Here is a 25,937-nt window from a genome sequence, read left to right on the forward strand (position 1 = left end):
GTAAAAAATATTAAAGTTATTAAAAGAGCGTGCACATAAATAGGATATACAAATAGCATGCGTTTAAGAGTTCAACTTCGCCTTGACAACAGAGTTATTTTTTTGTCTATAGAGAGTTCTGCACACTATCTGTTTTCAACTACTATTCGACGTGTGATTATCAGGACTTAGGACTAAGTATTTCCAACTACAATTTTCAAACCGTTTTTCAGTATATTTTTGCACTTAATTCTCCAATTCGATCTTCAACTCGCTCAACTCTTCAAGGCCGTTTGCGTCAGTTAATTTCGATTTCAACGGGCCTTTCTTCAGTACAACGCTTGAAAGTAACCTCAAGTACTCCGTTTTTATAGCTGGCTTGTGCACTCTTAGGATCCACACGGGCAGGAAGCTCTATGTCCTGAGAGTATTCGGAAGCTCCAAGAATCCTGATTTCAAGATTTTGAGCAGTCGCATGCAGAAGGAGATCTTCCTTTTCGATTTCCGGAATTTCTGCAAGTACGTGTACTAGTTCTTCACTTTCAAAGATATCAACTAAAGGGTCTCTTATTTCGGAGGGGAATAGATTTTCTTCATCCTCAGAACTTTCCGAAACATTTCCAAACTCTCGGAGTTCGGGGTCTTCCCCCGGGCGACGAATGATAGAAAATCCGTATACGAAGGGGACGGACTCTCCCATATCTTCCAGGAGGGCTTCGATCATTTCTTCCAGGTTGTCAAAAAGTTCAGATCCAAACTCTTCAAAGAAATCCTTTCTTTTTCTTATGCCCACCATTTTATTACCTCTGCTTTTCCTCGTGCTGTTACACCTGCAGTGCAATTCCCGGGAAGTCACTCAATATTTATTGAGGTTCGGGAAATGGATTCCAGCCTCTTAAAGGTAACTTCCAGCACACCGTTTTTGTATGTAGCTTTGGCACTCTGGGGGTCAACCTTTACCGGCAGTTCCACACGTTCGGAATATTTTGGATTCCCATCTATTGTTTCGATGTCAAGTATTAAATCAGTTGCGTTTAATCTAATATTTTCTTTCTCAATGCCCGGAATCTCGGCAATCACATGAACCGTCTCTTCGGTTTCCAGTACATCAATCAGGGGTTTTCTTGTGTCAAGATAACAATGTTCTTCGGTCTCAGTATGCTCAAACATAGGAATATTCCCGAATTCACGGATTTCAGGTTCTTCCCCTGGTCTCTGAGTTAACGAAAATCCATAGATGAAAGGGTCCTGCCCGAAATTTTCCGTACTCATACCCATTGCCCTGCTAAGACGTTCAAACATTTCATCCACGTCCTTAACCGGGTCAATTCCGAAGATTTCATCGAAAAAATTTCTCCTTTTTTTACTATCTCTTTCCATATAATTACCCCGTTATTAATTTACCCATTGATAACTCGTTATTAATTTACCCATTGATAACTCGTTATTAATTTACCCATTGATAACTCGTTATTAACTTACCATTGATAACTCGTTATTAATTTACCCATTGATAACTCGTTATTAATTTACCCATTGATAACTCGTTATTAACTTACCATTGATAACTCGTTATTAATTCATCCATTGATAACTCGTTATTAAGCGAATTTATCAAATCAGCCAGTATAAATCAGTCATTGTTTCTTTTCAGTAGTTCCTGAGTTTTTGATAATAAAAAGCCGGGAGTTGCCGGCTTATAAGGACGTGGGCTTACTGAGCCTGAAAGAAACCCGGGACATTTTCGTGTTCTATTTCTTTTTCCTGTTCTTCAGACTCGGGAGCTTCTTCTTCAAATTCAGTTGCGTATTTAGCAAAGAGTTCAGCACTCCGTTCATAAGCCACGAGGTTTTCCCTGGATGTTGTAGGCTTCACACGGCGGATTGCGCGTTCAAAGTGCTTCTTTGAAATCCTGACTTCTCCTGCCCGTTTCGCGAGGTCCTTTCTGCCAGCTCCTGGAGTGACGATTTCTCTCAGGGCCAGCATCGCAGCCTCCCTGCAAATACCCTGGATGTCTGCACCTACGTACCCTTCGGTCATATCAGCAAGCTCGGCGAGATTTACATCTTCTGCAAGAGGTTTTCCCTGCGTATGGATCTCAAAGATCTTTTCCCTGCTTGTGTTATCAGGTGGCTTGATATAGATGAGCCTATCAAAGCGGCCAGGCCTGAGGAGCGCAGGATCTACCATATCAGGCCGGTTTGTGGCCGCAACAATAATTACATCCTTGAGTTCCTCTACTCCATCCAGTTCGGTGAGGATCTGGCTAACAACTCTTTCGGACACGTGCGTATCTGAAACAGAACTTCTTTGGGGTGCAATTGAATCGATTTCGTCAAAGAAGACAACCGTCGGTGCAGCCTGTTTGGCTTTCCTGAAGGTTTCCCTAACCGCACGCTCGGATTCTCCCACATACTTGCTGAGAAGTTCTGGACCTTTAATGCTGATAAAATTGGCTTCGCTTTCACTTGCAACGGCCTTTGCAAGCAAGGTTTTACCTGTACCAGGAGGCCCAAACAGTAACACTCCTCTGGGAGGTTTTATATTGATAGTGCTGAAGAGTTCAGGATACTTCAGGGGCCACTCAACAGCCTCAATAAGTTCCTGCTTTGCATTTTCAAGTCCTCCGATATCCTCCCATCCTACATGCGGAACCTCAACATAAACTTCCCTCATTGCAGACGGCTCGATATTCTTCAGGGCTTCCTTGAAATCATCTCTGGTGACTACGAGTTTATCAAGAATTTCCTGTGGAATTTCTTCCTCTTCGATATCGATTTCAGGTGTTATCCTTCTGAGAGCATGCATTGCTGCTTCTTTACAGAGGGAAGACAGATCAGCGCCTACAAATCCATGAGTTACATCTGCAATTTCACTAAGGCTTACATCCTGAATAGGCATACCTCTGGTGTGAATGAGAAGAATCTGCTTCCTGCCGTTCCGATCGGGAATTCCGATTTCTATTTCCCGATCAAATCTTCCACCACGGCGGAGAGCTTCATCTATTGAGTTCGGGCGGTTTGTGGCAGCAATTACAACTACCTCGCCCCTGGACTTTAGCCCGTCCATAAGGGAGAGCAACTGGGCAACTACCCTGCGTTCCAATTCTCCTGTTACTTCGCCGCGCTTGGGGGCGATGGAATCAATCTCATCTATGAAGATAATAGAAGGCGCTTCCTTTTCGGCTTCCTCGAAAATCTCGCGAAGCTTCTGCTCGCTTTCTCCATAATACTTGGAAACGATTTCAGGGCCGCTAATAGTAATGAAATTTGCATCGGTTTCACTTGCGACTGCCTTTGCGATCAGTGTTTTACCCGTGCCTGGAGGCCCGTGAAGCAGCACTCCTTTTGGGGGCTCAATTCCAAGTTTCTGGAAGAGTTCAGGATGTCTCAACGGCAACTCAATCATTTCTCTGACAAGTTGAATTTCCCGTTTAAGCCCACCGATATCCTCATAAGAAATACCTTCTGGAACCCGGGCCTCCTCAACTGATTTCTCCTTAATCACTATATCAGTGTCTTTAGTAACAACAACAGGTCCTGCAGGTCTTGTAGATGCAACTACGAAAGTCAAAGGGTTATTTACAGTTTCCACCCTGATCTGCTGACCTTTGTTCAAAGGTCTTCCCTCGATAATTCTAAGGATGTAGTGAGCCCCTCCAACAAGTCTTACAGGCTGAGAAGGAGCAAGGGTAACTCTCTGGGCGTGTTTTGCCTGGACTTTCTGGATTGTAACCCTATCATCAATCCCAACTTTGGCATTACTGCGGAGGTTACCGTCAATCCGGATCCGATTTTCCTGTTCACGTTCTACATTTGGCCAGACAATTGCGTAGGTCTTAGCTTTCCCTGAGATCTCAATTATATCCCCGCTTACAAGTTCCATCTGCTGCATCAAGCGGGTGTCAATTCTTGCAATTCCCCTGCCCACATCCTTATGATAAGCTTCAGCAACTCTCAAATTAATTTCTTCAATCATTCGTTCTCAACTCCGGTCTCACGGATTTTCCAGTAATACTGGTTATTTTTGATACCATACTCAATAAACCCCCTCTTTGTAAGGCCTATCAGGTTAGCGTTAACAATACTCGGGTGCAAGCGCAGGTTGTAACATAGGGTAGCGAGAGTGGTTTCATTTTTCAGAAGTTCAAACAGGAGCTCACACTCTACAGGATTCCTGGCTATTTCTTCAATTGAGTCAAGACAATGGTCCATAGCTTCTGTGTACTCAACCTGAAGCTGCTGCTGCATCTGCGCAAGCTCTTCTTGCCTTTTTTTGAGTTCCTTAAGCCTGCTGCTCAATTTAAGAAATAAAGTCGAAGATTCTTCCCCTGGTGGGATCTCCTTTTCCACAGGATCCTCTTCATTTTTCCCCCTATCAAAAGTAACATCATGGAGTGTTACCGTATAGGAATATGGGGATACTGACACTTCAAGCCGCATGTTGTTTGCGATATTGAAGTATTTACGCCTCTGTTCATCCACACTGCATTCTATAAGTCCTGCCTGCTCAAGCAGACCTAGATGACTTATTATGGCTTTTGGTCCTACTCCCAACCTGCTAGAGATCTCACTGACATAGCAGGGACGGTTTGCAAGAAGTTGAATAATCTTCCTGCGGTTTTCATTCCCCAGAATGTCAAGTAATTTTGCCGGGTCCATTATTTTCCTCTGATAATAATCTAAATTTGTGAGATATTAGGCAATAGTGCCAGACTTTTGTGATTGTATATTTTGTGATTATAAGTATCTAGCCTTGAGTAAATTAGAACAGGAAACCCTGCATGAAACTTTACCCGGAAGACTAGCTGGAAAGGAGAATGTTCATGATAGTAACCCATAGTTAGCATCAATAATATATAAATGTTTCTGTAGTTATTTGTTTTATTTCGTAACCAAAAATAAGAACGCTCGGATATGAAGCTTTAAATAACAGCAAAATTGGATTGAAGTGTAAGAAGCACAAAGCTGGACTTGAGTGTAAGCTAACAAAACAATAATAGTTGCCATTCATGAATCTAGAGGATGAGCTGCTTATTGCTTTCAACAACTCCTGGCCAATTCTTTGTTGAACCTGAACCACGAAGGAAACTTAGAGGATTCAATAAACCTTCCATTTTCTTTTTTTCATTTTCCCAGTTTATCAAAAATACCGCGTGAACTGTTTTTCCATTATATTCTTCTGAAGTTACCGCAATGGTGTACGTCAAATTGCAAAACTCAATTGAACCACAAAAAACCTCGCCATAAACATAAAATTCAGCTCTACTGTAAGGTACCCCTTTAACGTGCCCGGAGTAATGACACGAGTCTCCCTTGTTGAGAACTGAAACCTCATCGAATTCTATGTCAAAATTTCTGTCCAGTAATCTAAGATTAATATTTCCACTTTCAGCCGATTCCTTGAACTTTTTAATATCTACAACAAAAGTTTCAGAGTCGTCCCAGTAATCCTGAGAATTAACAGGGTTATCCTGAAGATTTACTTTCTGAACAATATCATTCTCGTGAAAGTCTGTAGCTTCCGTTATTGAGCTTTCGTTAGAAACGGTTTCAACAAGCTGTTTTCTGGAATATTCAGAAATAGTTTCTTCGTTGTTAACTAGAAGAAAACTTCCTGAGAAAACAACAAGTCCAAGAAAGACTGCAAGTATGAGTATTTTACAGAAAATGTTGATTTTCATTAAGACCCCAGCTCAAAGACAAAAGTTACAAGTTTTAATATCTAGTATAAATTTAGACTCTTTATAGAATAATCTTTCGAAAGAAAAGCTAACAAATTTAGAAACAAACGAATCAGAATGTAAAATGTAAGCTGCGGTACAATGAGGAATAATTAAAAAAAGAGTTTACAATTGAAAATAACAAAAATAGGATAAGCTAACCATATACTTCAAGCTAAAAGCACAGGCTTTTAAGCTTTGTTCTATAAGATTATTCGGAAATTATTCCTCAAAAACACCCAGGCAAGAAATTTCTGGGAAATTTTGAAAAATCTAAGTTATTTCTGCTTTTTAGTTTTTCTTTTTGTTTTCCTTTTGCTGGCTGAAAACCGAGGGCAGGTGTAGAGCATAAGACCCTTCTTCCCGGATTGCCATAACGAGTTCTTTTCTTTCAAGAAGGGAGTCCAGGTTAAGTTCATAGGAGCCAGGCCCAAGGATTCTTACGGACTCTACTCTATCTTCATCTGTTTCCCTCTCGGCTTCTGGTTCCTGCTTTACGCTTTCCCGCTCAGAAGCAAGAGCCTCGTCAATATTCCTGACAACTTCATCCAGAGAGGATTCCAGATCCAGCTTTTGTCCTTCCAGAGCAAGCTTTTCCTGATTTTCCGAATCTTCACATTCTGTTTTTACATAAAGGAATTTATTCCAACCGCAATTTGGGCAGCCGCTCAGGATGACAGAATCTCCGTCTTCAAAAATGGTTCCGCATCTGGTACATCTGTGGGGCATGAATTCACCGGTAATAGATAGTGGGTTAATTTGATGTTAATGAATTAATTTATTGTAAATGAATTAATTTATTGTAAATGAATTAATTTATTGTAAATGATGTAATTATAGTCACGCCTGTAATTGTTGCAACAAAAAACTTCATTGTACCTCATGGGCAATTGCATTATTTAGCCTAGTGACTACAATTTAGCCTAGTGACTATATGTACTCAGTTTTTTAAATCAATCTGGTATTCTGAATTTTAGACCAGTCATGTATCCTGAATCCGATCAGTTTGGCATACTGGATTTCAGACCAATCTGGTGTTCTAGATCAAGATTTTAAATGATATACAGAGTGCTATAATGATATCCTTATGGGTACTTAAAATATAGATACACTGAATAGATATGTATATTTGTATTTTACAGCTTAACGCTTACAACTTAACGCTTACAACTTAACGCTTACAACTATAACGCTTACAACTTAACGCCTTCATTTAAACGAAAGATAGATCGACCCAGCAAAAGTAAAAATATTCTCTTCGATTGTAGGCCCCTCCACTTTCCAGTTAGAAGCGTAAATTATTAGCCCACTTAGGAAGAAATTTATAATAATGTTTTTTATAACAATCTCCAGTACTTCTTTCCATTGATTAGTTCAGAATTGACCTTGCGCACTCTCTCCATCTCCTCCAGAACTTCTGGAAGCCTTCCTGGCTGGGTGATTTCAAAGACAATAGAGTCAAGATCATGGTTTATGTAAAGGCTGTGTTTAAGATCTTCAAGATTCCAGAGTTTTGCAGGGTCTTTTCTCATGCATTTAGTCAAGATACTTGTCATATCTTCTATGAAGTTCCAGGGATAAACAATCCAGGCCCAACCCTCAAGCCGTTCGCCAATATAATCGGGGTCGATTTTAGAACTCCCCAGGTATTGTAATGAAGCGGTTCTGACTTCCATAGGCTTGTGATTTTCCACATAAGCCCTGGCACTAAGCATACTTTCTCCAGTATCAACAATATCATCTACAATAAGTACCTTTTTTCCTTCCATCACGTTGTTTGAAAGAGGATATCGAATATAAGGCTCACCGGTATCGATAGCTGTGTCTCCGATGTAGTGCTCGATTTTCAGACTGGATAGGTCATCAAGCCCCAGGAAATCGCAGAGCACTCTCCCGGCAAACCAGCCTCCCCTTGCAAGCGCAATAATTACGTCCGGTTCATATCCAGAACGTTTGATTTCCGCAGATATGTTTCGGCACAAACTATAAATGTAATCCCAATTCGTAAGCACACACTTGAATGATTTTATGCAAAGTCCTCCATGATATGGAAATCGCGATACGCAGTCAGGATACTATCAGATAAGAAGTATCACTTTCCAAGCTCTATATTCGACTTATATAATCCGGATTATAGACTTTAAGTTTTCTTATCTTGTCAAAAGATAACTCGAAAAAGAGAAAAAAGAAGAGGATAAGAGGAAAAATAGGAAAATAAGAGGAAAAAGAAGAAGGCAAGAGAAAAAAGAAGAAGAGGAGAGTAAAAAGAGTATTATAGGATTAAAAAACGAACATTTGAAGGTAGGTTATAAACTCTTGCCATACTAAAAGGACGCAATAGAAAGGAAGCGACAGAAAGGACGTGATTGAAGTTAATTTCAAATATCTTTGGGTATTTCTCGTAGAAATGAAAAGTTCTTTCAATAAATCTTTCTGAAAACCAAAGACAAAAAGAATCTTTCGCAAAAGTGCACGATCCGGAAAGTGAAATCAATGGAAAAAACCTTGATAGACCTGATTTTTATGTCCCAAAAGAGAAAAGACCTTTTGCTCCTTCTCAAAAACGGAGGTAAGCCGATAGAGGAAATAGTAAAAGGTCTGAACGTTAACCCGACGGGCATGCTTCCCCAAATCAAAAAACTGAAGGATGAAAATCTTGTTTTTCAGGAAGATCGGGAGTACAGGCTAACGCCTCTTGCAAAAATTTTGGTTGAGAAGATGGAGCCTTTGCTTGATACTCTGCAGGTCATTGAGGAGAATGCGGAATATTGGCAGGATCGTGATCTCTCCGAATTACCCAGGACATTTCTGGAAAGGCTTAATGAACTGAAGTTCTGCTTCCTTGTTAGACCTGATCCTGATAATATTTTTGAGCCTTCTTCCGTATTCCTGGATAACATAAGAAAATCAAAAAAGATACTCTGCTTTTCATCAATATTTCACCCGGTCTTTTCTGAAATATTTCTGGCAAATAAAGACAACGATACCAGAATAACCCTTGTAGTAACAGAAAAAATCTGTGAAAGACTGAAAACTGATTTCAAAGAAGAACTGAAACTTTATTTGGCCAGAGAGAAAAGAAGGCTTTTTATCTGTAAGAACGAGATAAAGATTGCTATGCTGGTTAAGACCGAATACTTCATGGCTGCTGATTTTCTTACTTCAAATGGGATTTTTGACCAGGAAACTATTATGGGTTTCGAGCCTGCAGCTCTGAGATGGACTGAAGACCTTGTTTTGCATTACAAAGAGCAGGCTCAGCATATATAAGGGTAAATTCGGGCAAGAAAACTCGCAGGTGAAAATGTAACATCAACATATATTTTTCCGTTTTTGCAAACTAAAAAGTTTTTTGAATTTTCCTTATAAAGTTCTCCTACTTTATATCCGGAAGTATTACATTTTTCTTTATTCAGAATTTTAATCGTGAACCCTAGTTTATGCAAATTGGGTTTTTTCATCAGAGTGTAATGATACTTCGGAGTACCACTTAAAAAATGAAATACTCTTTCAACACCCCAATCATCCCATTTTATGAGCTTACTATATTCACCAGGTTTAATCTTTCTGGCTCTCACAGTTGGAGTAGTTGAAGACTGCTTTATTCTGGGAACATCTCCACTCTCAATCATATCCATTGTTTTTAGAAGAAATTTTATTCCTGTTAAGGATAACTTCTTAACAACTTCCTCGAGCTTGTCACCTGAACTTATAAGAATCCTTTCCTGGAAAATTATATCGCCGGTATCCTCGCCTTTGTTTATATAATGAAGAGTGACTCCTGGATTAAGTATATAATCGTAATATTCCCAGAAAAGGGGAGATGGCCCTCTGTATTCTGGAAGATGTGAATAATGAAGATTAATAGTCCCAAGTTTCGGGATAGTAAATATATTCTCCTTCAAGAGATGAGACATAGAATACACAACTATAATATCGGGCTGTAAATGCTTCATCCATTTTTGAAAGGTTTCGTTGTCTCCTTTCCTTAAGTAGTAATAAGGAATTTTCAGTTTTGTAGAGAAGTTTTTTAAATTTAAAGGCCTGGAGGTGAATGAATAATATACGTCTGTAAAAGCCCCTCCTATAGCTTTAAGGAATGAGTTAGGTTCTCTTGTCCGGGAGCACTCAACAATTCCCACTACCTCATGTCCTGATTCAATAATGGATTCAAAAACGTTAGAAACTCCCTGTGTAATAACTGCAATTCTCAATTGAAATCCCACCTATCTTTATTTGAGACGAGACAAGAAAAAATCTGCTATAATCACTTCTTTTAACATACATACTGAATTTATTTTAGGTATTTTCCAGGAATTCAAGATGGGACCTCCTTAAATAGTAATTCAAAGTATTATTTTCCGCTGAGAAAAACTGTCTCTCTAAGTAAAAAGTACAAACTCTATGCTTGCTAGCAAAAAGCACAGAGTTAACACTGTTATTAGTGGTTACATGAGGTTGGCATAGTAGATAGAACTTACGCATTTGAGCAACAGAATCAATTACGGCAAAGACTGTGAATTAGAGTCATATTTTAGACAGTTTACGGTCTGATGCTGTTGGTTTTTCAGATAAACTGTGTAAGTTTTAGTATATTTTTATGAAACTGTGATAAAAATCAAAAGTTGACTTTAGAATGGGGTTTTTAAGAATCGGACTTTAATATTGAGTTTTATCTATTTATATCCAAATATATTAAGTTTTATAAAGACATAATATTATAAAAGCTTGTTTAAAAGTGTATATCAAGCTTTTGGAAAGCTAAAATTAAAGTTTTCAAACGGCTAAAATTAAATATTTTAGACATCTAAAATTCAAAAATTTTGATTAGATTTAATCTAAAGCTTTTGAGTTATTGAAGTTTGAAGTTTTTGAACTAGTTTGATTGATAAATTCACTATTAAACTAATTTCCAATACAATTTAAATCAACAAAAAAGAGAACTGACCTGTAAAGCTGCAAACAGAGCTGAAGTTTAAGCAAAGGATAAATCCAAACAGACTTATCTTTCCATAAACGAATCAGAGAGAATAAGAGTAGATAGAAAAAGAGGGGAAAAATGAAAACAGGAACAAATAATAAGTTTTGGAAGTATACAAAAGTTACAACGTTTCTGCTTATGGCCTTTGTGATTATTCTTTCCGGCTGTGTTGGCAACGGACAGAACGAAACCGAATCAGAAAATGTAACAAATGATAGTCAGGGGATTATTGGAACAAACAGTAGTCACGGAACCACTGGAGGAGATTACATATACGGTACTGCAAAGGTAGAGAGCATACAGATTGTGACCCTTGAGTCATTTCCCGTACAGATACAGGTAATAGCGAAAGGCTACCTCCCAGATGGATGTACTGAAATCAACGAAATAAAGAATGAAAGCGAAGGAAATGCCTTTAATATCACTATAAGTACAAAACGCCCTAAAGATGCATTCTGTACACAGGCTATAAAGAGTTTTACAGAAACAATTCCACTTGAAGTTCAGGGTCTCAAAGCAGGAAATTACACTGTAAATGTGAATGGAGTAACGGGGTCCTTTGAGCTACCTGTAGATAACGTACCTGAAGAAACTTCCGGCTCTATGTCGCCAAAACAACAGGTAATAACCGAAGCGGACAACGGAACAAGTATAAGTCTTGAAAATGGAAGCACATTTTTCCTAAGGCTTAAGGAAAACCCAACCACAGGTTACTCATGGGAACTCAATCTGAGCCAGGGGCTCAATAATATATCAGGGGAATACTATCCACCGGAGCAGCCTGAAGGAATAAAGCAACCTCTTGTGGGCGCGGGAGGAGTCCATTTATGGGAGATTAAAGCCGTATCTAAAGGCAGTCAGCAAGTAACTGGAATATATAAAAGACCCTGGGAGAACGTAACCGGAGAGGAAGAGAACTTTATACTCAATGTTGAGGTTGTCTGAGTTGCCAGCAATACCTACCCTTTTCCAAATTTTTCCCATTCGGTAAAGAAGAAGGCATTTTTAACTTTTAATCCGGTACTGTATATTCTCTCCGGCTGGTCTTTTTAAAGAGATCCAAGAGCCTGTTTCAAGTCTTTAAGGCAGTTTTCGCAGATGTAGGATGTACCGATTTGTGTACATCCAAGAATTTCCGCACCTTCTTCCTTTTCTCTCTCTTCCTGGCCTCCAGGATAGCCTTCGCAGTAAACTCCACACCTAACTTCGCAATAAGCTCCGCAGAATAAGCACCTTGTCATAATATGATTTAGGGTTTGAAATATCAAATATATTTCCGGAAAAGCCTGAGAAAATAAAGGGCAGAATATGAAATATGACAAATTGCAGTTAACTGAGGAATTTCTTTAGAGAAACGCCTAAATTCTACGATAAAACTCTGAAGATTAAAAGGCCAAGCGAAAAGTATATAAACGATCGTTAGTATGTTCTGATAGTTGTCCCAGGCAAGGTGGCCTGATAAATAAAACCCTGTAGCGGGGTGGGGTAGCCAGGAGATCCCGACGGGCTCATAACCCGTAGACCGATGGTTCGAATCCATCCCCCGCTATAGTAAAGCTCTTTTCTGAGTTTATTTGTGGTTTGACACAGTTTCAGATTTTAATTCCCCGGTAGCGGGGTGGGGTAGCCAGGAGATCCCGACGGGCTCATAACCCGTAGACCGATGGTTCGAATCCATCCCCCGCTATAGTAAGTTTATTTATAGATTTTTTATGGTGTTTTTTGGTTTTATGGTGTTTTTTGGTTTTATGGTGTTTTTTGATTTTATGGTGTTTTTTGGCTTTATGGTGTTTTATGCTTTTAAGAATCTTTCAGATAACACATTTTCAAATCTTCATACCCGGCAATGTTTTTATAGCCGGTTACCGATTCATATATAGAATCCATTTACTTATCCCTTTTTTAAGCTACTAAACTCAAGGCTTATTAAGGAAGGTTACTTTCTTACACAAGGTCAAAAAAGTGTGAGTATCTTTTCATTTATCCTCAAAAAAACCAGCAGGATGACTTTCATATGGTAATGGAAAAACTTGGAGACTCCTTACAGGGGGCACTCAAGAAGCTGATCGGCGCGGGGCGAATTGATGAGCGTACGGTCAATGAAGTAGTAAAAGATATCCAGCGGGCTCTGCTCCAGGCCGACGTGAATGTAAAACTTGTTATGGGAATGTCCCAGAGAATCAAAGAGCGTGCGATGAAAGAAGACCCTCCTGCAGGTATGAACCCGAGGGAGCACGTAATCCGTATCGTATACCAGGAATTAATGGAAATTATCGGCAAAGGAGCTGTGATTCAGCTCAAGCCGCAGATTATAATGATGGTTGGGCTTCAGGGAAGCGGAAAAACTACCAGTACAGCAAAGCTTGCTCGATACTTCCAGAGAAAAGGACTTAAAGCAGGGGTTATCGCCGCAGATACCTTCCGACCTGGCGCATATCACCAGCTTAAAACTCTCTGTGAGAAGCTCAACGTAGCTTTCTATGGAGAAGAAAACAATCCCGATGCCGTTGAAATTACCAGAAACGGGCTCAAAGCCCTGGAAAAATACGACGTAAAAATTGTGGATACCGCAGGCCGGCATGCTCTTGAAGCCGATCTAATAGAAGAGATGGAACAGATCAACGCCGTTGCCAAGCCAAATCACAAGTTCATGGTACTGGATGCAGGTATCGGACAGCAGGCAAGCCAGCAGGCACATGCATTTAATGATTCTGTCGGGATTACAGGCGTTATCATAACGAAACTTGACGGCACTGCAAAAGGAGGCGGAGCCCTGTCTGCCGTTTCCGAAACAAAAGCCCCTATTGCCTTTATCGGCGTTGGGGAAACACCGGAAGATTTTGAAAAATTCGAAGCCGACAGGTTCATTTCAAGGCTTCTTGGCATGGGAGACCTTAAAAGCCTGATGGAAAAAGCCGAAGAGACCCTTAGCGAAGAAGACGTAAATGTCGAAGCCCTGATGCAGGGGAGATTCACCCTCAAGGATATGTACAAGCAGCTTGAAGCCATGAACAAAATGGGCCCTCTCAAACAGATTATGTCCATGCTGCCACTGGGAATGGGCGGAATGGGAGGCGCTAAGCTCTCAGATGAGATGTTCCAGGCTACAAGTGACAAGATGAAGAATTACAAGATAATCATGGATTCCATGACTGAAGAAGAAATGAATGACCCCAAGCTTATAGGCGGTTCCCGGATCAAAAGGATTTCAAGAGGCTCGGGATGCAGCCCTGAAGAAGTAAGGGAGCTTCTGAAATATCACAAAACCATGCAGACAGCTCTAAAAGGGTTTAGGGGTGGAAAATTCAATATTCAGAAAATGATGAAGAAAAGACTCGGGATGTAATTTATCCCGAAGATCTTTTTTATCTTTATATAGTGTTTATTTGCGTTTATTTCTCTTTTATAATTCTAAATTTAAGGGACATTTCATTCTTGAGATTAATATCGATTGTTAATACCGATTGCTAATATCGATTGCTAATATCGATTGCTAATATCGGTTGTTAATATCGATTATTAGCATCGATCTTAATATTTTTCACAAATTTCAAGGAAGTTAGTAAGCAGTTCTTCTCCCTTCTCTGTGTGGGAAACCTCAGGATGCCACTGGACACCGTAAATAGGTTTCGTCGGGTGGCGCATGGCTTCAATTTCACATACATCAGAACGGGCAAGATGGATAAAGCCCTCAGGGAGGATGGCAACCTCATCTGCATGGGAAGCCCACACTGTAGTCCTGGGTCCGAGTCCACGCAGAATATCATCTTCTTCGAGAACTTCTACCTCAACCTCTGCATACCCGCCTTTTTTCCCTGCATGAACGTGCCCTCCATATGCCAGGGCAATTGCCTGATGCCCGAGGCAAATCCCAAGAATAGGGAGATCGATTTCCCGGACGTAATCAAAACATAAACCTGCCCTATCCATTTCCGGCCCACCACTCAGGATCAGTCCGTCCGGTTCTTCTGCCAGGATATCCTCAATTGGCGTTGTATTGGGAATTATTTTCGTATCCATGTCAAGGTCTCGAACAGCCCGGTGAATGAGATGGCAAAATTGTCCGTAGTTATTAACAACAAGAATTTTCAGCTCTTTCATAGTTCCTTCAGTTCCTGTTTTAGTCTGATTGTATTTTCTGACGCTCTGAGTTTACTCTATTAGCCGGTCTTATCCTATTTTAATTCTTGTATGTTTCCAAAGTTTAGAAATGCTAATTGTTTTCGTCGTCAGAAGGCTTGGAGCTCGGTACGTTTCTCCAATCTATGTTTCTAAGGCCTGGAATGTATTTTCAATGATACTATTTACTCATAACAAAGAATTAACTCTCAGATGTGACCATTATAGTACATTATTATACAGAAAAGTTCAAGAATATCCGTTACTATTAAAGTGCATACTTTGTCTCATAGCTAGTTGGAATAGCTTTAAATAGGTCTAGTGTGCTAACGTGTCACATGCTAGCATGGAGTTTCTTAATAAATATAGCAATAATTTGAGAACATTTTGCGCTCGAAGGAGATTATAATGTCAGAAATCGGTAAAAAGATACGGATAGAAAGGCTGATGAACCGGGAAAGCAGAAACATGGTCATTATTCCCATGGACCATGGGATCTCAGACGGGCCTATTGACGGGCTTATCAATATCACTGATACAGTGAACAGAGTTGCCGAAGGAGGAGCAAATGCCGTCCTTATGCAGAAAGGAATGGTAAAATACGGGCACAGAGGATACGGCCACGATATAGGCCTTATTGTGCATATAAGTGGTTCTTCTTCCCTGAGTCCGGACCCCAATGCTAAAGTGCAGGTCTGTACAGTAGAGGAAGTCATTAAGATGGGAGCCGATGCCGTTTCTATGCATATCAACGTCGGCTCTGAAACCGAAGCTGACCAGCTCGAGCAGCTAGGTAAAATTTCCAGAGACTGTACGGAATGGGGAATGCCTCTCCTTACTATGATGTACCCCAGAGGTAAAAAGATCACAAATCCTCACGACCCTGTAAATGTAGCGCACGCTGCAAGGATCGGGGCCGAGCTCGGTGCTGATGTTGTAAAAACGGTATACACCGGAGACCCCGATAGCTTCAGAGACGTTGTAAGAGGCTGCCCTGTACCTGTAGTTATCGCAGGAGGACCTAAAACCTCAACGGATCTGGAACTCCTGGAGATGATTGACGGGGCGATGGAAGCAGGAGCCAGAGGTGCTGCAATTGGAAGAAATGTTTTCCAGCATAAAGACCCTGTTAGACTCACCCGGGCTATTTGCGAAATAGTACATCATAGAAGGCCTGTAGAAGAAGCCCTCGAACAGCTAAAGTGAGAGCTAGATATTGAAAAGCAAGACCAGAACCCGAAACAGAAGTTAAAAAAGGGAAAAGGCCTGAGTAAAAACAGAAAATATACAGGGGTTGAAGCCTTTGAAGAAGAAAAGCGTGTGGATAAAAGCCGATGAAGGCGGATGGGAACAACAGAAAGAAAGAATCACGACAGGCCTTGAATCAGGAGCTGACTGCGTACTTGTAAACCCAGGAGATGTCGGAAAAACCAGGGAACTGGGAAGTATTCCAGTAGCAACCTTTGGCCGTGACAATAAATCCGGGGCTGAGATTATTGTCGTTGGGAAGAGAGGAGAAGGCGACGGGACGAAACCTTTACCCCTTGAAACTCAAGGTTCTCTTGACATAAACGCAGCAACCCTTCTCAGGGATAAAGGGGTGGCTGTTGGCGGATATGTCATAATCAAAGACAAACGCTACGAGCAATTTGCAGCCGAACTCGGAAAGGTATGCGACTTCCTGATTGTGACAGGCACGGACTGGAAGGTTATTCCTCTGGAAAACCTGATAGCTGAGCTTCAGCGTTATGACGTAAAAATAATTTTTGGGGTAAAGAGTGCTGAAGAAGCAAAGCTGGCCTTCCAGACCCTTGAGACCGGAGCAGACGGCGTCCTTCTTGACAGTGGGAACATCCAGGAAATAAAAGATACCATCCAGGCTGCAAGGGAGCTGGAAAACGAAAGTGCTGAGCTTGAGTCTGCAGTTGTAACCCGGGTCGAGCCTCTTGGAATGGGAGATAGAGTCTGTGTGGACACATGCAATCTCATGCAAAAGGGGGAAGGCATGCTCATAGGTTCTCAGGCAAGCGGGATGTTCCTTGTAAATTCCGAATCTGATGACAGCCCATATGTGGCAGCCCGCCCATTCAGGGTAAATGCAGGTGCGGTTCACTCTTATATAAAAATTGGAGATAAAACCCGCTACCTCTCGGAGCTCCAAACCGGAGATACGGTAACCATAATCGATTCAAAAGGGAGACAGAGAGAAGGTTTTGTGGGCAGAGTTAAGATAGAAAGCCGTCCTCTCATGCTTATTGAAGCAAAAGCAGGTAATCGTATTCTGAGCGCAATCCTGCAAAATGCCGAAACTATCAAGCTGGTCGGAAAAGACGGAAATCCGATTTCAGTCGCCAAACTCAAGAAAGGCGATGAGGTTCTGGTCCGCCTGGAAGAGGGAGCCAGGCATTTCGGTAAAAAAATTGAAGAGACAATTATAGAGAAATGACCTCCTAAAAAGGAAAAATCCTGAAAAGAAACGATTGCCAGCGGGAAACAAAAACCAGAAAAAGAAACGGTTATCAGCGGAAAAACGGAAAAAGAAACGGCCATCAGCGGAAAAACGAAAAACGGAAAAAGAAACGGTCATCAGCGGAAAACAAAAACCGGAGAAAACAATGATTCATATTGGTCAGCTTGACCTTGAGAAAAAAGCTGCCGTTGTCGCAGTAATCCTTGAAAAACCTCTTGAAACTTCAAGAAAGGCCGCCAAAATGGGGGCCGACCTTCTCGAAATCCGGCTGGATTTACTTGGAATCAGGGACCTTGAAACAGCTGTAGAAACAATCCGAAAAGTAAAATCCGAAACCGGACTTCCGGTAATCCTCACAAATCGCTCAATTAAGGAAGGAGGGAAATGGGAAGGAAGAGAAGACGACAGAATTGAACTTCTTACAAATCTCTTTTCTACGAATCTCATTTCCCTGAAAGACGGCATTTCCCTGAAAGATGGGCCAGATGCAGTAGACATCGAGCTCTCTGCCGGAAGAGAAGCAAGAGACCAGGTAATAAAAGCGGCAAAAGCCTGCGGAAAAACCGTAATCGTTTCTTCCCATGACTTTTCAAAAACTCCGGCTTTCCAAGAAATGAAAACTATTCTGGAAGAAGCATTCCTGGCAGGGGCAGATATCGCGAAACTTGCTGTTATGCCGCAATCGAGAAGAGACGTACTTGACCTGTTAAGAGTTGCACTGGATGCCATGGAGACAGGAAACGCTGTATGTACGATCGCTATGGGCAAGCTTGGAAAACATACAAGGGTAATTGCTCCTTTCTACGGTTCGGTCCTGACATATGCGGCTGTTGATAGTGAAGTTTCTGCCGCTCCCGGGCAATTTCAGGTGGATGAAATAAAGAAGATATTGGAGCTGCTCGAATGAAGCGAGTTTTTGGCGTATTTGGAGACCCTATAGCCCATTCCCTTTCTCCTGCAATGCATAACGCAGCTTTTTCAGCCCTTGGGATGGACTGTATTTATCACGCTTTCAGGGTAAAACCCGAAAAACTGGAAAAAGCAATTCTTGGGGCTGAAGCTATGGGGTTTGGAGGGCTCAATCTGACAGTACCCTTAAAAGAGGTAGCTTTGAAACTTGACTGCATAAAACCGGACCCACTTGCCGAAAAAATAGGAGCTGTAAACACTGTCGTTTTCGGGGAAACCGGAGAAATAAAAGGGTACAACACGGATGGATTAGGAGCAAAACAGGCACTTCAGAATTCTGCAGTGGAAATAGAGGGGTCTAAAATCGTAGTTGCAGGAGCAGGGGGGGCAGCAAGATCCATTGCTTTTCAGCTTGCAGCCGATGGCGCTGAAATCATAATAGTAAACCGGACCGAAGAAAGAGCAATTGAGCTTGCAAAAGATATCTCAACTGCCGCCATTTCTGGAAACGTAACTGGAAGAGGGCTCTCCGGATTAAAAGAACTGTTGCAGGATGCCAATATTCTGATCAACACCACGACTCTTGGAATGCACCCGAACACAGAAACTACAATTGCCACAGCAGAAGATCTTCACCCTGACCTTACTGTTTTTGATATTGTCTATAATCCTCTGGAAACCAGGCTCTTAAGAGAAGCAAAAGCCTCAGGCGCAAAGACTGTGAGTGGAGTCTTAATGCTTGTCTATCAGGGAGCTGAAGCTTTCAAACTCTGGACAGGAATCGAACCTCCAGTTGAACTTATGAAAAAAACGGTTCTGGAGGCTTTGCAGGCTTGAGTGTTAATATGAAACCAGGGAATCAGGCCAATACAGATCAAAACCCTGAAAAAACAAAGGTGCTGATCCTTGGCGGAACTGGGGAGATGGGACAATGGTTTACCCGTTTTTTCAAAGAAAAAGGCTACGAAGTTACAGTCTGGGGAAAAGGTGGGAAAACCGAGATTGCAAAGAAATTAGAAGTTCCTTTTGCCTTAAATCTTGAAGAAGCTATTCCGGGAAGTGACATAGTAATAGTCTCGGTGCCTATCAATGTAACTGAAGAGACTATTGCGGAATTTGCCCCAAAAATGAAGGCTGGAAGTCTCCTTATGGACTTTACTTCCATTAAAGTAAAGCCTGTGGAAGCTATGAAAAAATTCGCCCCTTCAGATGTGGAGATTCTCGGCACACATCCAATGTTTGGCCCAACAATTCCCACTATCAGAGGGCAAACTGTCATTCTCGTCCCTGTAAAGGGGCGTTCAGAGAAGTGGTTTCCGGTAATAAGAGAGCTTTTTGAGGAAGGAGGGGCGCATGTTGAAATTACTACTGCGGACGAGCATGATAGGCTTGTTTCGGTTGTGCAGGGGCTTACCCATTTTGCCTATATTACTATAGGAACGACAATTGACCGGTTAGATTTCGATATAAAAAAATCTAGAAAATTCGTAAGCCCGGTCTACGCCATAATGCTGGACTTTGTAGGCAGGATTCTTGGCCAGAACCCCTATCTGTATGCCCTCATCCAGATGGAAAATCCCGGAGTGCTGGAGGTTCATGACGCATTTATCAGGGAATGTGAAGAGCTCTCCAGGCTGGTGCGAGCCCATGACGAAGAAAGTTTTGTGAAAAAAATGAAATCTGCTGCTCGTAAGTACGGAGATACGGCTCATGCCCTGCGTAAATCGGACAAACTGATTAATTCCAGAATAACTGAATACGAGACAATCCTGAACTCTGTTGGAAAGGTCTGTGGTTTTTCCCATTTTTATTCCGGAAAAATCCACGTAGGCACCCTGGAAAAGGCAGGACCGGATGAGATCGTTCTTACAAAGCTGGTATCAAAAGGCACCTCCCCCCATATAAAAAACAAATTTGTAAAACTCAAGCTTGAAAATCTTCGCATGCTTTCGGAATCAGAATTGTGGGAATGGAGAAAAGAAAACCTTGAACATTCCACAAGGGATATTTCAGTCCTTATCCCTGACGGGGCTGACCCTGCAGTTATACTTAACGCTATAAATACTAACAAACAACTTGCAGCCTGCGAAATAAGTGATATCTATAAAGGGGAAGATTATAAGGAATTTAACCGGATAGAAACTGAAAAAGAAAAAGAAGAATTAAAAAGGCTCGGAGTTACTTACAGGATAACGGTTTTTGGGGATTGTGATGCTAATTCTGTCGAATATGATGTTACATCGCTCCTTTGCGGCCTTGGGTGCAGAATAAGAGAGAAAAATCTGAAGCAGAAAAGATGAAAACCCCTTTCTCTTTATACATCCTCCTTATAAGTCCGCGTTGTCTGTATAAATAAAGAGAGAAAGTAATATAAACAATAAAAAAAAAGATAGTGTAATGTCCGGAGTTAGATGGAGAGTCTCTCTTTTATTTGCGCTTATCACTCTTTCTATATTTTTTTCACTTCTTGCAAATAGTGATAGGTTTATGGAATTCAGTGGAAATGTAACATACACACAAACCGGAACTGGGAGTTTAAACAATTCAATCATAAATCTCACAAATAGGCTGGAAGCCGACAATCATGAAGCGAGACTGAATGCTGCAGCTGAACTTGGGGAGATTGGCAGACCTGCGGCAAATAATCTTGTTGACAAAATAGCGTCAAATAATTCGAGTTCGGAAGAAATAAACAGTTACATGCTTCTCGCACTTCTTGAAACCGGAGATGACAGGGCAGAAAATATCCTTTCCGAAAACTTTGAGAAAATTGGGGCTTCGAATAATGCCACAAACGAGAGCAAAGCTGAAGAATGGAAACAAGGGATCTCAGAAGAAACTCTGCAAGCCATAGAAGCAAAAGATACAGCCACAAGAAAGTACATTGCAGATTCCATTGCTATGGACTCAGCCAGGGCGGGGGACAGGGGAGAAACAAACGCTTTTGAGAGGGCTCTTAAATCAGAAACACAGAATTCAAGTATCTATGTTCCTTTTGCGCTTTCAGACTTTGGACCTGAAGAACCAGGAAGTGAAACCGAAAAACTTCTTAAAGCTCTTAAAAGCAATAAAGGAAGCACAAGAGTTGCAGCTATGATGGCTCTTGGAGAAATGAGAGAAGAAGCGGCAGTAGATCCCATAATTGGAATTCTAACGAAAGATTATCCGCCAGTACAAGCCAGTGCAGCAATTGCACTTGGAAAGATCGGGGATGAAAGGGCAGTAGAAGTTCTAAGAAAAGAAATGAAAGATGGCGATAACGAATATGTTAAAGGCAGCTCCGCAATTGCGCTTGCGAGGATAGGGGACGAAAATTCAGTACCCTATATTATAGATAGGCTGAGAGACCAGAGAATCAAAGTAAGAAGTAGTGCGGCTCTTGCACTCGGAGAAATAGGAAACGAGACCGCAGTAGAACCCCTAATAGAAATCCTGAAAACCGGAAAGAGTACAGAAGGGCAAAAGAGTACTTCCTTGAATGCAAACCCTGATGTCCGAAAAAGCGCCATCCTTGCCCTTGGAGAAATAGGGAGCACTAACTCTAGTGAAATTTTAATCGGCATAATTACCGATAAAGAAGAAGAGCTTGAAGTCAGAACAGCGGCAGCTTCAGCCCTGGGGAATATAAAAGATCCAAAAGCTGTAGAAACGCTCAAACAGACGTTTGCTGACAAAACTATGGATGCAAATATTAGAAATGCGGCTTTTCTAGCGCTCAGCAAAACAAGAGACCAGGAAACTGTAGGAATGCTTGTAGGAAAACTGGGAGATGAAGAATTTGGGGCTATCGCAAGAGAAGCTCTCATAGATCAGGGGGAACTGGCTGTTGGTCCCCTTATAGAAAATTTGAAAACGGAAGACAAGAAAATTAGAGCTGAAACAGCCTTAATTCTTATTGAAATTGGGGATCAGAGGGCAGTTACGCCTCTTATTGAGGCTTATAAGTAACTTTAAGGAATGATTCAAGTATAATATCAAGGTATTTGTTGCCAAGAATCATTATTAAGATGCTGAAATTACTTATGATAAACTGCCTTTTATAAGCATCGTGGCTGTAATTATATAAAAAGCATTAATTATAGATTCTCCTATGAAAACCCCAAGGAGACACTTGAATACATTTATTCTTAGGCTGGACACAATGTAGACGATCAAATTTGTGGGAACCATAGGAAAAAAACTCCATCCAACAATCAAAGGGAGTTCTTTATCCACGAGTTTGGATTTCATTTTATGGGTATATTTACTGTACTTTGTTTCAAGATAAACGTCGCATTCAAGGTATCTGGAGAAATAATATACTATTGTAGCAGAGGTCATTACACCAGCCATGTTTACTACAAATAGTTTAATTGGATTGAATATGAGTGTCCCTACAAGTATAAGTGGTGAGGGCATAAATACCACTCTTTGAAATGAAAGGAGAAGGTAATAAATTATAGGAGTTTCAACAGGATAATTTGCAGCGGTTTCTTCCAGGAATGAAAAGCTTAATTTTTCTGGAAATAATAGGTATGTAGTCATACCTCCGAGAATAATAATTATCCACAGGTAAAAAGTGATCTTTTTAAAATTCATTTGAAGCCCCATTCTCCTGTATGTCGTTCACCTTTAGATCTGTGGAGTTTAATCCGCTTGTGTTTTGGATCTGATAAGTCCAGTTGCCGAGTGTTTTTATAGACCAGATTCATGTACTTATTGATTCCATAAATCGTATACCTAGATTTATCGTTAGGATCCTGGATATCATAAGTGATCATGAATATTCTTTCTTTTTTGTTTTCTGTCCCATAGTGGCTTTCAAAAAGCTTTATAAAATCGTCTTCTGGGGTTAGTGAAATATTAAAAAATTCAGATGCAAATTCTTCTTTCGAATAGGCTTGAAAATTTACTGTGCCAGAATCTATGTCATTAAATTTAATCAATGAATTCGCAAATAAATTCATGAATAACGGGTTTGAAAATATCAAGAAACCGAATATAAAAGTGAGTAGAGAAAAGGTCAAAAAAGTATAAAAAGCAATTTTTAAGTATTTTTTTATTTTTTCGGCCATTAGATTCAGTTAATTGTACCATTTATATAAACTCAGTGTCTCAAAACATTAATTAGATTACAATGGATGCCCAAACAATTGTCTTGAGATTATTATTTATTTCAGTAATCTAATGAATTCTCAAATGAAGCAAGCTTATATAGTTATCTCAGATGTACATTTAGGCAACGGGGAATGCAATCATAAAGATTTTTGTGATTTCCTTGAGTGGGTGCATGGCTTGGAAAAACAGTCTGAGGTTATAAAATGCAAGGATAAAAAAATAACAATTAAAACTCCTGATAAAATAATTCTCTTAGGGGATATCTTGGATTTGTGGAATCCAAAGAATAGTGACAGAAATAACATTATAAAAGATGTTATGAAGCCTTTTTATTTACTTACTAATATTAATTGCGACAAAATATATGTAGTTGGCAACCATGACGATTCTTTGGGCGAACTTGAAGGAAAGGGTGATTTTGATGTTTTAAATAATGGAAAAAAAATTGTTATTTACAATAGGCATTATCCTAAAAAAGATAAGAAATCTGGTAAAGCACACGGTATTAAAATTGGAAACAAATCATATTTTTTTCTCCATGGTCATCAATTTGATAAAAATCAAGCTATTTTAAAGCATGTCAATAGAATCTGGAATCCCATTAATTGGTTCCAAGATCTTTTCAATGTCAAATTTACTAAAAAATACTGGAAAGCAAATTTTGCTATATTTTTAGGCTTGTTAATTTGTGATAAATACTTTTTAATGAGAGAATTTCCACAACCTGATTTTTTTGATAATCTGAGTTGGGCTATGATTATTGGCTTTTTTGCATTGAGTTCGATTCCTGGTATTGTTGCCAATACTCAAGGAATAATTTACAACTCCACGAAACCTAGGGATAAGACTGTAGAACAAGTCATTAAAGATAAGTATTACCAGAAAAACAGGGAAACTATAGATGCAGATGTTGTTGTTTTCGGTCATACTCATTTTGCAAGCTCTTATGAGCTAAAGACAGAAACAGGGAAGAAATTATTTCTTAATAGCGGGTGCTGGGTTGGGTCAGACATCGAATATAATGGAATAACGTGTTATGCAAATACGTTTCTATACCTAGATGAGAGCGGGGCATATATCATGACATGGCGTGGCTCTGGTAATATCGAATGTATTGAAGCTTTTACATAAAATGAAGTATGTAGAGTGATATGTCAGAGATTGAACAGAGTTATCTTTTTTATTGACGCATATTTTTACTACAAAAACTATGCATTTTCTCGTCCTAGCTTCTATTTTTACAGAATTTTGGTGCACTGCCTTGAGGTTTATTCGATTTTAACTTGATCGCTGAAGCCCTCTCCAAAATTATTTTCCGATCCTTATATATACCACAAAGATTTAATATGCGGAAAATGCCGCTGGAAGAAAAAAAAGAAAATACCTGGGAAGATTTCCTCGAAGTTCCGGAAAAAAACAGGGGGGAAGATACTGCTTTGCTTCCTTTTGACATCCCTGATTTAAAAACTCTCCTGAAAAAACAGGGCTATGCTCTGGCAGGCCGCCACTCAGCTGTTAAGACCTGTCTCTGGCTAAGGCACGCTATGAATGGCCAGGGCTTTTGCTATAAATCGAAATTCTATGGAGTTCAGTCTCATCGCTGCCTTCAGATGACTCCAACACTTATGTGCAACCAGCGCTGTCTTTTTTGCTGGCGTCCGACTGAGGTCCCTGTTCCTGCACCCGAGGAATGGGATTCACCTGAGAAGATAGTGGAAGAAAGTATTGCCTGTCAGCGTAAGCTAATTACCGGCTTTGGTGGTTCTCCTAATGCACTGAAGGAACGCTGGCTTGAGGGCAATGAGCCGAATAATGTTGCAATTTCCCTGTCTGGAGAACCAACCTTTTACCCTTATCTCCCTGAACTTATCGAGGAGTACGAAAAAAGAGGTTTTACGACTTTTCTTGTCACAAACGGCACAGTCCCCGAAATGCTTGCAAAGGTTTCCCCTTCCCAGCTCTATATGAGTCTTGACGCCCCAGATATTGAGACTTACCTGAAAGTCTGCCAACCCAGGTCGCCTGCTTTATGGGAAAAGATCAATGAATCTCTGTCCCTGATGAAGCAGAAAAAATCAAGGACAGTCATCCGAACAACCCTTGTGAAAGGTGAAAACCTGTTCAAGCCTGAGGCTTATGCCAGGCTAATAGAAAAAGCCTCCCCTGACTTTGTGGAGATAAAAGCATATATGCATCTGGGCTTCTCAAGACTCAGGCTTGACCGCTCTGCAATGCCTACTCATGAAGAGGTCCTCGAGTTCTCACAGGAACTTGCAAAACATCTTGGATATGAAATCGCAGATGAATCTGAAATCAGCAGAGTAGTCTTGTTATCAAAGGATGGGAGAAAATCTCCTGTCAAAAAAGTTTCCGGCCTTGACTAAATTCAAGTTTTTGATCTTAGTACCAGTAGCATCCAATGTGGAGACACAGAATGGTTTTTATATATTAATCGACATATAAAATACGTTTGGGGATAGAAACAAATATAAACTCATGTTTCATTTAGGGGTATAACTCCAAGATGGACTTATCCAGTTTTATAGTTATATATACAGTTTGAGTAAAATTATGTCTCACATCTAGTGATATCAACAGAGCACGAAATAGGAAAAGTTTACGTAGCAAAGGAGCCGTCTTTTTCCGGAATTTCTGAGTGT

Annotated in this window: 23 protein-coding genes and 2 tRNA genes; 13 read left to right on the top strand and 12 right to left on the bottom strand. The window is 40.5% G+C overall.

Annotated elements, in window-relative coordinates:
• Nucleotides 1-277: 277 nt before the first annotated feature.
• The 7 genes from MSVAZ_RS18135 to MSVAZ_RS18165 all read right to left on the bottom strand — a co-directional run bounded on the left by MSVAZ_RS18135 (nucleotide 278) and on the right by MSVAZ_RS18165 (nucleotide 7,713).
• A complete protein-coding gene (locus tag MSVAZ_RS18135) occupies nucleotides 278-775 on the bottom strand; it encodes an Hsp20/alpha crystallin family protein (RefSeq protein ID WP_048123288.1) in 498 nt (165 codons plus the stop codon).
• 56 nt (nucleotides 776-831) lie between these two features.
• Nucleotides 832-1,359: an archaeal heat shock protein Hsp20 gene (gene hsp20 / locus MSVAZ_RS18140; RefSeq protein ID WP_048123291.1), complete on the bottom strand. Its 528-nt coding sequence runs from the start codon at nucleotides 1,357-1,359 to the stop codon at nucleotides 832-834.
• 333 nt (nucleotides 1,360-1,692) lie between these two features.
• Complete coding sequence (locus MSVAZ_RS18145) at nucleotides 1,693-3,957, bottom strand: CDC48 family AAA ATPase (protein ID WP_048123292.1); 2,265 nt, start codon at nucleotides 3,955-3,957, stop codon at nucleotides 1,693-1,695.
• A complete protein-coding gene (locus tag MSVAZ_RS18150) occupies nucleotides 3,954-4,640 on the bottom strand; it encodes an ArsR/SmtB family transcription factor (protein ID WP_048123297.1) in 687 nt (228 codons plus the stop codon). Before MSVAZ_RS18150 ends, MSVAZ_RS18145 begins: the two co-directional genes overlap by 4 nt.
• Nucleotides 4,641-4,996: 356 nt before the next feature.
• Nucleotides 4,997-5,662 carry a hypothetical protein gene (locus MSVAZ_RS18155; protein WP_048123299.1) on the bottom strand — a complete coding sequence of 222 codons (666 nt, stop codon included), beginning with the start codon at nucleotides 5,660-5,662 and terminating at the stop codon, nucleotides 4,997-4,999.
• A 330-nt stretch (nucleotides 5,663-5,992) separates the two neighbouring features.
• Nucleotides 5,993-6,430, bottom strand: coding sequence for a Zn-ribbon domain-containing protein (locus tag MSVAZ_RS18160; RefSeq protein ID WP_048123302.1), 438 nt, complete (start codon nucleotides 6,428-6,430; stop codon nucleotides 5,993-5,995).
• Nucleotides 6,431-7,038: 608 nt separating this feature from the next.
• Nucleotides 7,039-7,713: a phosphoribosyltransferase gene (locus MSVAZ_RS18165; RefSeq protein WP_084626193.1), complete on the bottom strand. Its 675-nt coding sequence runs from the start codon at nucleotides 7,711-7,713 to the stop codon at nucleotides 7,039-7,041.
• 511 nt (nucleotides 7,714-8,224) lie between these two features.
• On the opposite strand from MSVAZ_RS18165, the gene MSVAZ_RS18170 reads away from it, so the two are divergent.
• Nucleotides 8,225-8,971, top strand: coding sequence for a helix-turn-helix transcriptional regulator (locus MSVAZ_RS18170; RefSeq protein WP_231592311.1), 747 nt, complete (start codon nucleotides 8,225-8,227; stop codon nucleotides 8,969-8,971).
• Here the strand turns inward: MSVAZ_RS18170 and MSVAZ_RS18175 are convergent.
• A complete protein-coding gene (locus tag MSVAZ_RS18175) occupies nucleotides 8,959-9,915 on the bottom strand; it encodes a methionyl-tRNA formyltransferase (protein WP_052728029.1) in 957 nt (318 codons plus the stop codon). The genes MSVAZ_RS18170 and MSVAZ_RS18175 overlap by 13 nt on opposite strands.
• A gap of 845 nt (nucleotides 9,916-10,760) precedes the next feature.
• Between MSVAZ_RS18175 and MSVAZ_RS18180 the strand changes: the two genes are divergently transcribed.
• Complete coding sequence (locus MSVAZ_RS18180) at nucleotides 10,761-11,627, top strand: protease inhibitor I42 family protein (protein ID WP_048123307.1); 867 nt, start codon at nucleotides 10,761-10,763, stop codon at nucleotides 11,625-11,627.
• Between the two features lie 104 nt (nucleotides 11,628-11,731).
• Here the strand turns inward: MSVAZ_RS18180 and MSVAZ_RS18185 are convergent, their stop codons facing one another.
• Nucleotides 11,732-11,923 (bottom strand): hypothetical protein, encoded by a 192-nt coding sequence (locus MSVAZ_RS18185; protein ID WP_048123308.1) that lies wholly within the window; start codon nucleotides 11,921-11,923, stop codon nucleotides 11,732-11,734.
• 233 nt (nucleotides 11,924-12,156) lie between these two features.
• Here MSVAZ_RS18185 and MSVAZ_RS18195 point away from each other — a divergent pair.
• The 3 genes from MSVAZ_RS18195 to MSVAZ_RS18205 all read left to right on the top strand — a co-directional run bounded on the left by MSVAZ_RS18195 (nucleotide 12,157) and on the right by MSVAZ_RS18205 (nucleotide 14,028).
• Nucleotides 12,157-12,231, top strand: a tRNA-Met gene (locus tag MSVAZ_RS18195).
• Nucleotides 12,232-12,294: 63 nt separating this feature from the next.
• A tRNA-Met gene (locus tag MSVAZ_RS18200) sits at nucleotides 12,295-12,369 on the top strand.
• A gap of 327 nt (nucleotides 12,370-12,696) precedes the next feature.
• Nucleotides 12,697-14,028 (top strand): signal recognition particle protein Srp54, encoded by a 1,332-nt coding sequence (locus MSVAZ_RS18205; RefSeq protein ID WP_048123311.1) that lies wholly within the window; start codon nucleotides 12,697-12,699, stop codon nucleotides 14,026-14,028.
• A gap of 185 nt (nucleotides 14,029-14,213) precedes the next feature.
• Here MSVAZ_RS18205 and MSVAZ_RS18210 read toward each other — a convergent pair whose 3' ends face one another.
• Complete coding sequence (locus MSVAZ_RS18210) at nucleotides 14,214-14,783, bottom strand: GMP synthase subunit A (RefSeq protein WP_048123313.1); 570 nt, start codon at nucleotides 14,781-14,783, stop codon at nucleotides 14,214-14,216.
• Between the two features lie 426 nt (nucleotides 14,784-15,209).
• Here MSVAZ_RS18210 and MSVAZ_RS18215 point away from each other — a divergent pair, with 426 nt between their 5' ends.
• The 6 genes from MSVAZ_RS18215 to MSVAZ_RS18240 all read left to right on the top strand — a co-directional run bounded on the left by MSVAZ_RS18215 (nucleotide 15,210) and on the right by MSVAZ_RS18240 (nucleotide 22,128).
• A complete protein-coding gene (locus MSVAZ_RS18215; protein ID WP_048123315.1) occupies nucleotides 15,210-16,007 on the top strand; it encodes a 2-amino-3,7-dideoxy-D-threo-hept-6-ulosonate synthase in 798 nt (265 codons plus the stop codon).
• Nucleotides 16,008-16,104: 97 nt separating this feature from the next.
• Nucleotides 16,105-17,247 (top strand): 3-dehydroquinate synthase II, encoded by a 1,143-nt coding sequence (locus MSVAZ_RS18220; protein WP_048123317.1) that lies wholly within the window; start codon nucleotides 16,105-16,107, stop codon nucleotides 17,245-17,247.
• Between the two features lie 169 nt (nucleotides 17,248-17,416).
• Nucleotides 17,417-18,178 (top strand): type I 3-dehydroquinate dehydratase, encoded by a 762-nt coding sequence (gene aroD / locus MSVAZ_RS18225; protein ID WP_048124338.1) that lies wholly within the window; start codon nucleotides 17,417-17,419, stop codon nucleotides 18,176-18,178.
• Nucleotides 18,175-19,017 (top strand): shikimate dehydrogenase, encoded by an 843-nt coding sequence (locus MSVAZ_RS18230; RefSeq protein ID WP_048123319.1) that lies wholly within the window; start codon nucleotides 18,175-18,177, stop codon nucleotides 19,015-19,017. Before aroD ends, MSVAZ_RS18230 begins: the two co-directional genes overlap by 4 nt.
• A gap of 8 nt (nucleotides 19,018-19,025) precedes the next feature.
• Nucleotides 19,026-20,480, top strand: coding sequence for a prephenate dehydrogenase (locus MSVAZ_RS18235; RefSeq protein ID WP_048124340.1), 1,455 nt, complete (start codon nucleotides 19,026-19,028; stop codon nucleotides 20,478-20,480).
• A gap of 97 nt (nucleotides 20,481-20,577) precedes the next feature.
• The gene (locus MSVAZ_RS18240) at nucleotides 20,578-22,128 is read left to right on the top strand and encodes a HEAT repeat domain-containing protein (protein ID WP_048123322.1); all 1,551 of its coding nucleotides are present in this window, start codon (nucleotides 20,578-20,580) and stop codon (nucleotides 22,126-22,128) included.
• A gap of 72 nt (nucleotides 22,129-22,200) precedes the next feature.
• Here the strand turns inward: MSVAZ_RS18240 and MSVAZ_RS18245 are convergent, their stop codons facing one another.
• Together MSVAZ_RS18245 and MSVAZ_RS18250 are read right to left on the bottom strand one after the other, a co-directional pair.
• On the bottom strand, nucleotides 22,201-22,770 hold the full coding sequence (locus tag MSVAZ_RS18245; RefSeq protein ID WP_232316152.1) for a VTT domain-containing protein: 570 nt from the start codon (nucleotides 22,768-22,770) through the stop codon (nucleotides 22,201-22,203).
• Nucleotides 22,755-23,234 (bottom strand): hypothetical protein, encoded by a 480-nt coding sequence (locus tag MSVAZ_RS18250; protein WP_048123327.1) that lies wholly within the window; start codon nucleotides 23,232-23,234, stop codon nucleotides 22,755-22,757. Before MSVAZ_RS18250 ends, MSVAZ_RS18245 begins: the two co-directional genes overlap by 16 nt.
• A 124-nt stretch (nucleotides 23,235-23,358) precedes the next feature.
• On the opposite strand from MSVAZ_RS18250, the gene MSVAZ_RS18255 reads away from it, so the two are divergent.
• Entirely contained in the window at nucleotides 23,359-24,408 is a 1,050-nt protein-coding gene (locus MSVAZ_RS18255; RefSeq protein ID WP_048123330.1) for a metallophosphoesterase, read from the top strand.
• A 224-nt stretch (nucleotides 24,409-24,632) separates the two neighbouring features.
• On the top strand, nucleotides 24,633-25,661 hold the full coding sequence (twy1, locus tag MSVAZ_RS18260) for a 4-demethylwyosine synthase TYW1 (protein WP_048123332.1): 1,029 nt from the start codon (nucleotides 24,633-24,635) through the stop codon (nucleotides 25,659-25,661).
• Nucleotides 25,662-25,937 lie beyond the last annotated feature (276 nt).

This window comes from Methanosarcina vacuolata Z-761 (assembly GCF_000969905.1).
Taxonomy (GTDB): domain Archaea; phylum Halobacteriota; class Methanosarcinia; order Methanosarcinales; family Methanosarcinaceae; genus Methanosarcina; species Methanosarcina vacuolata.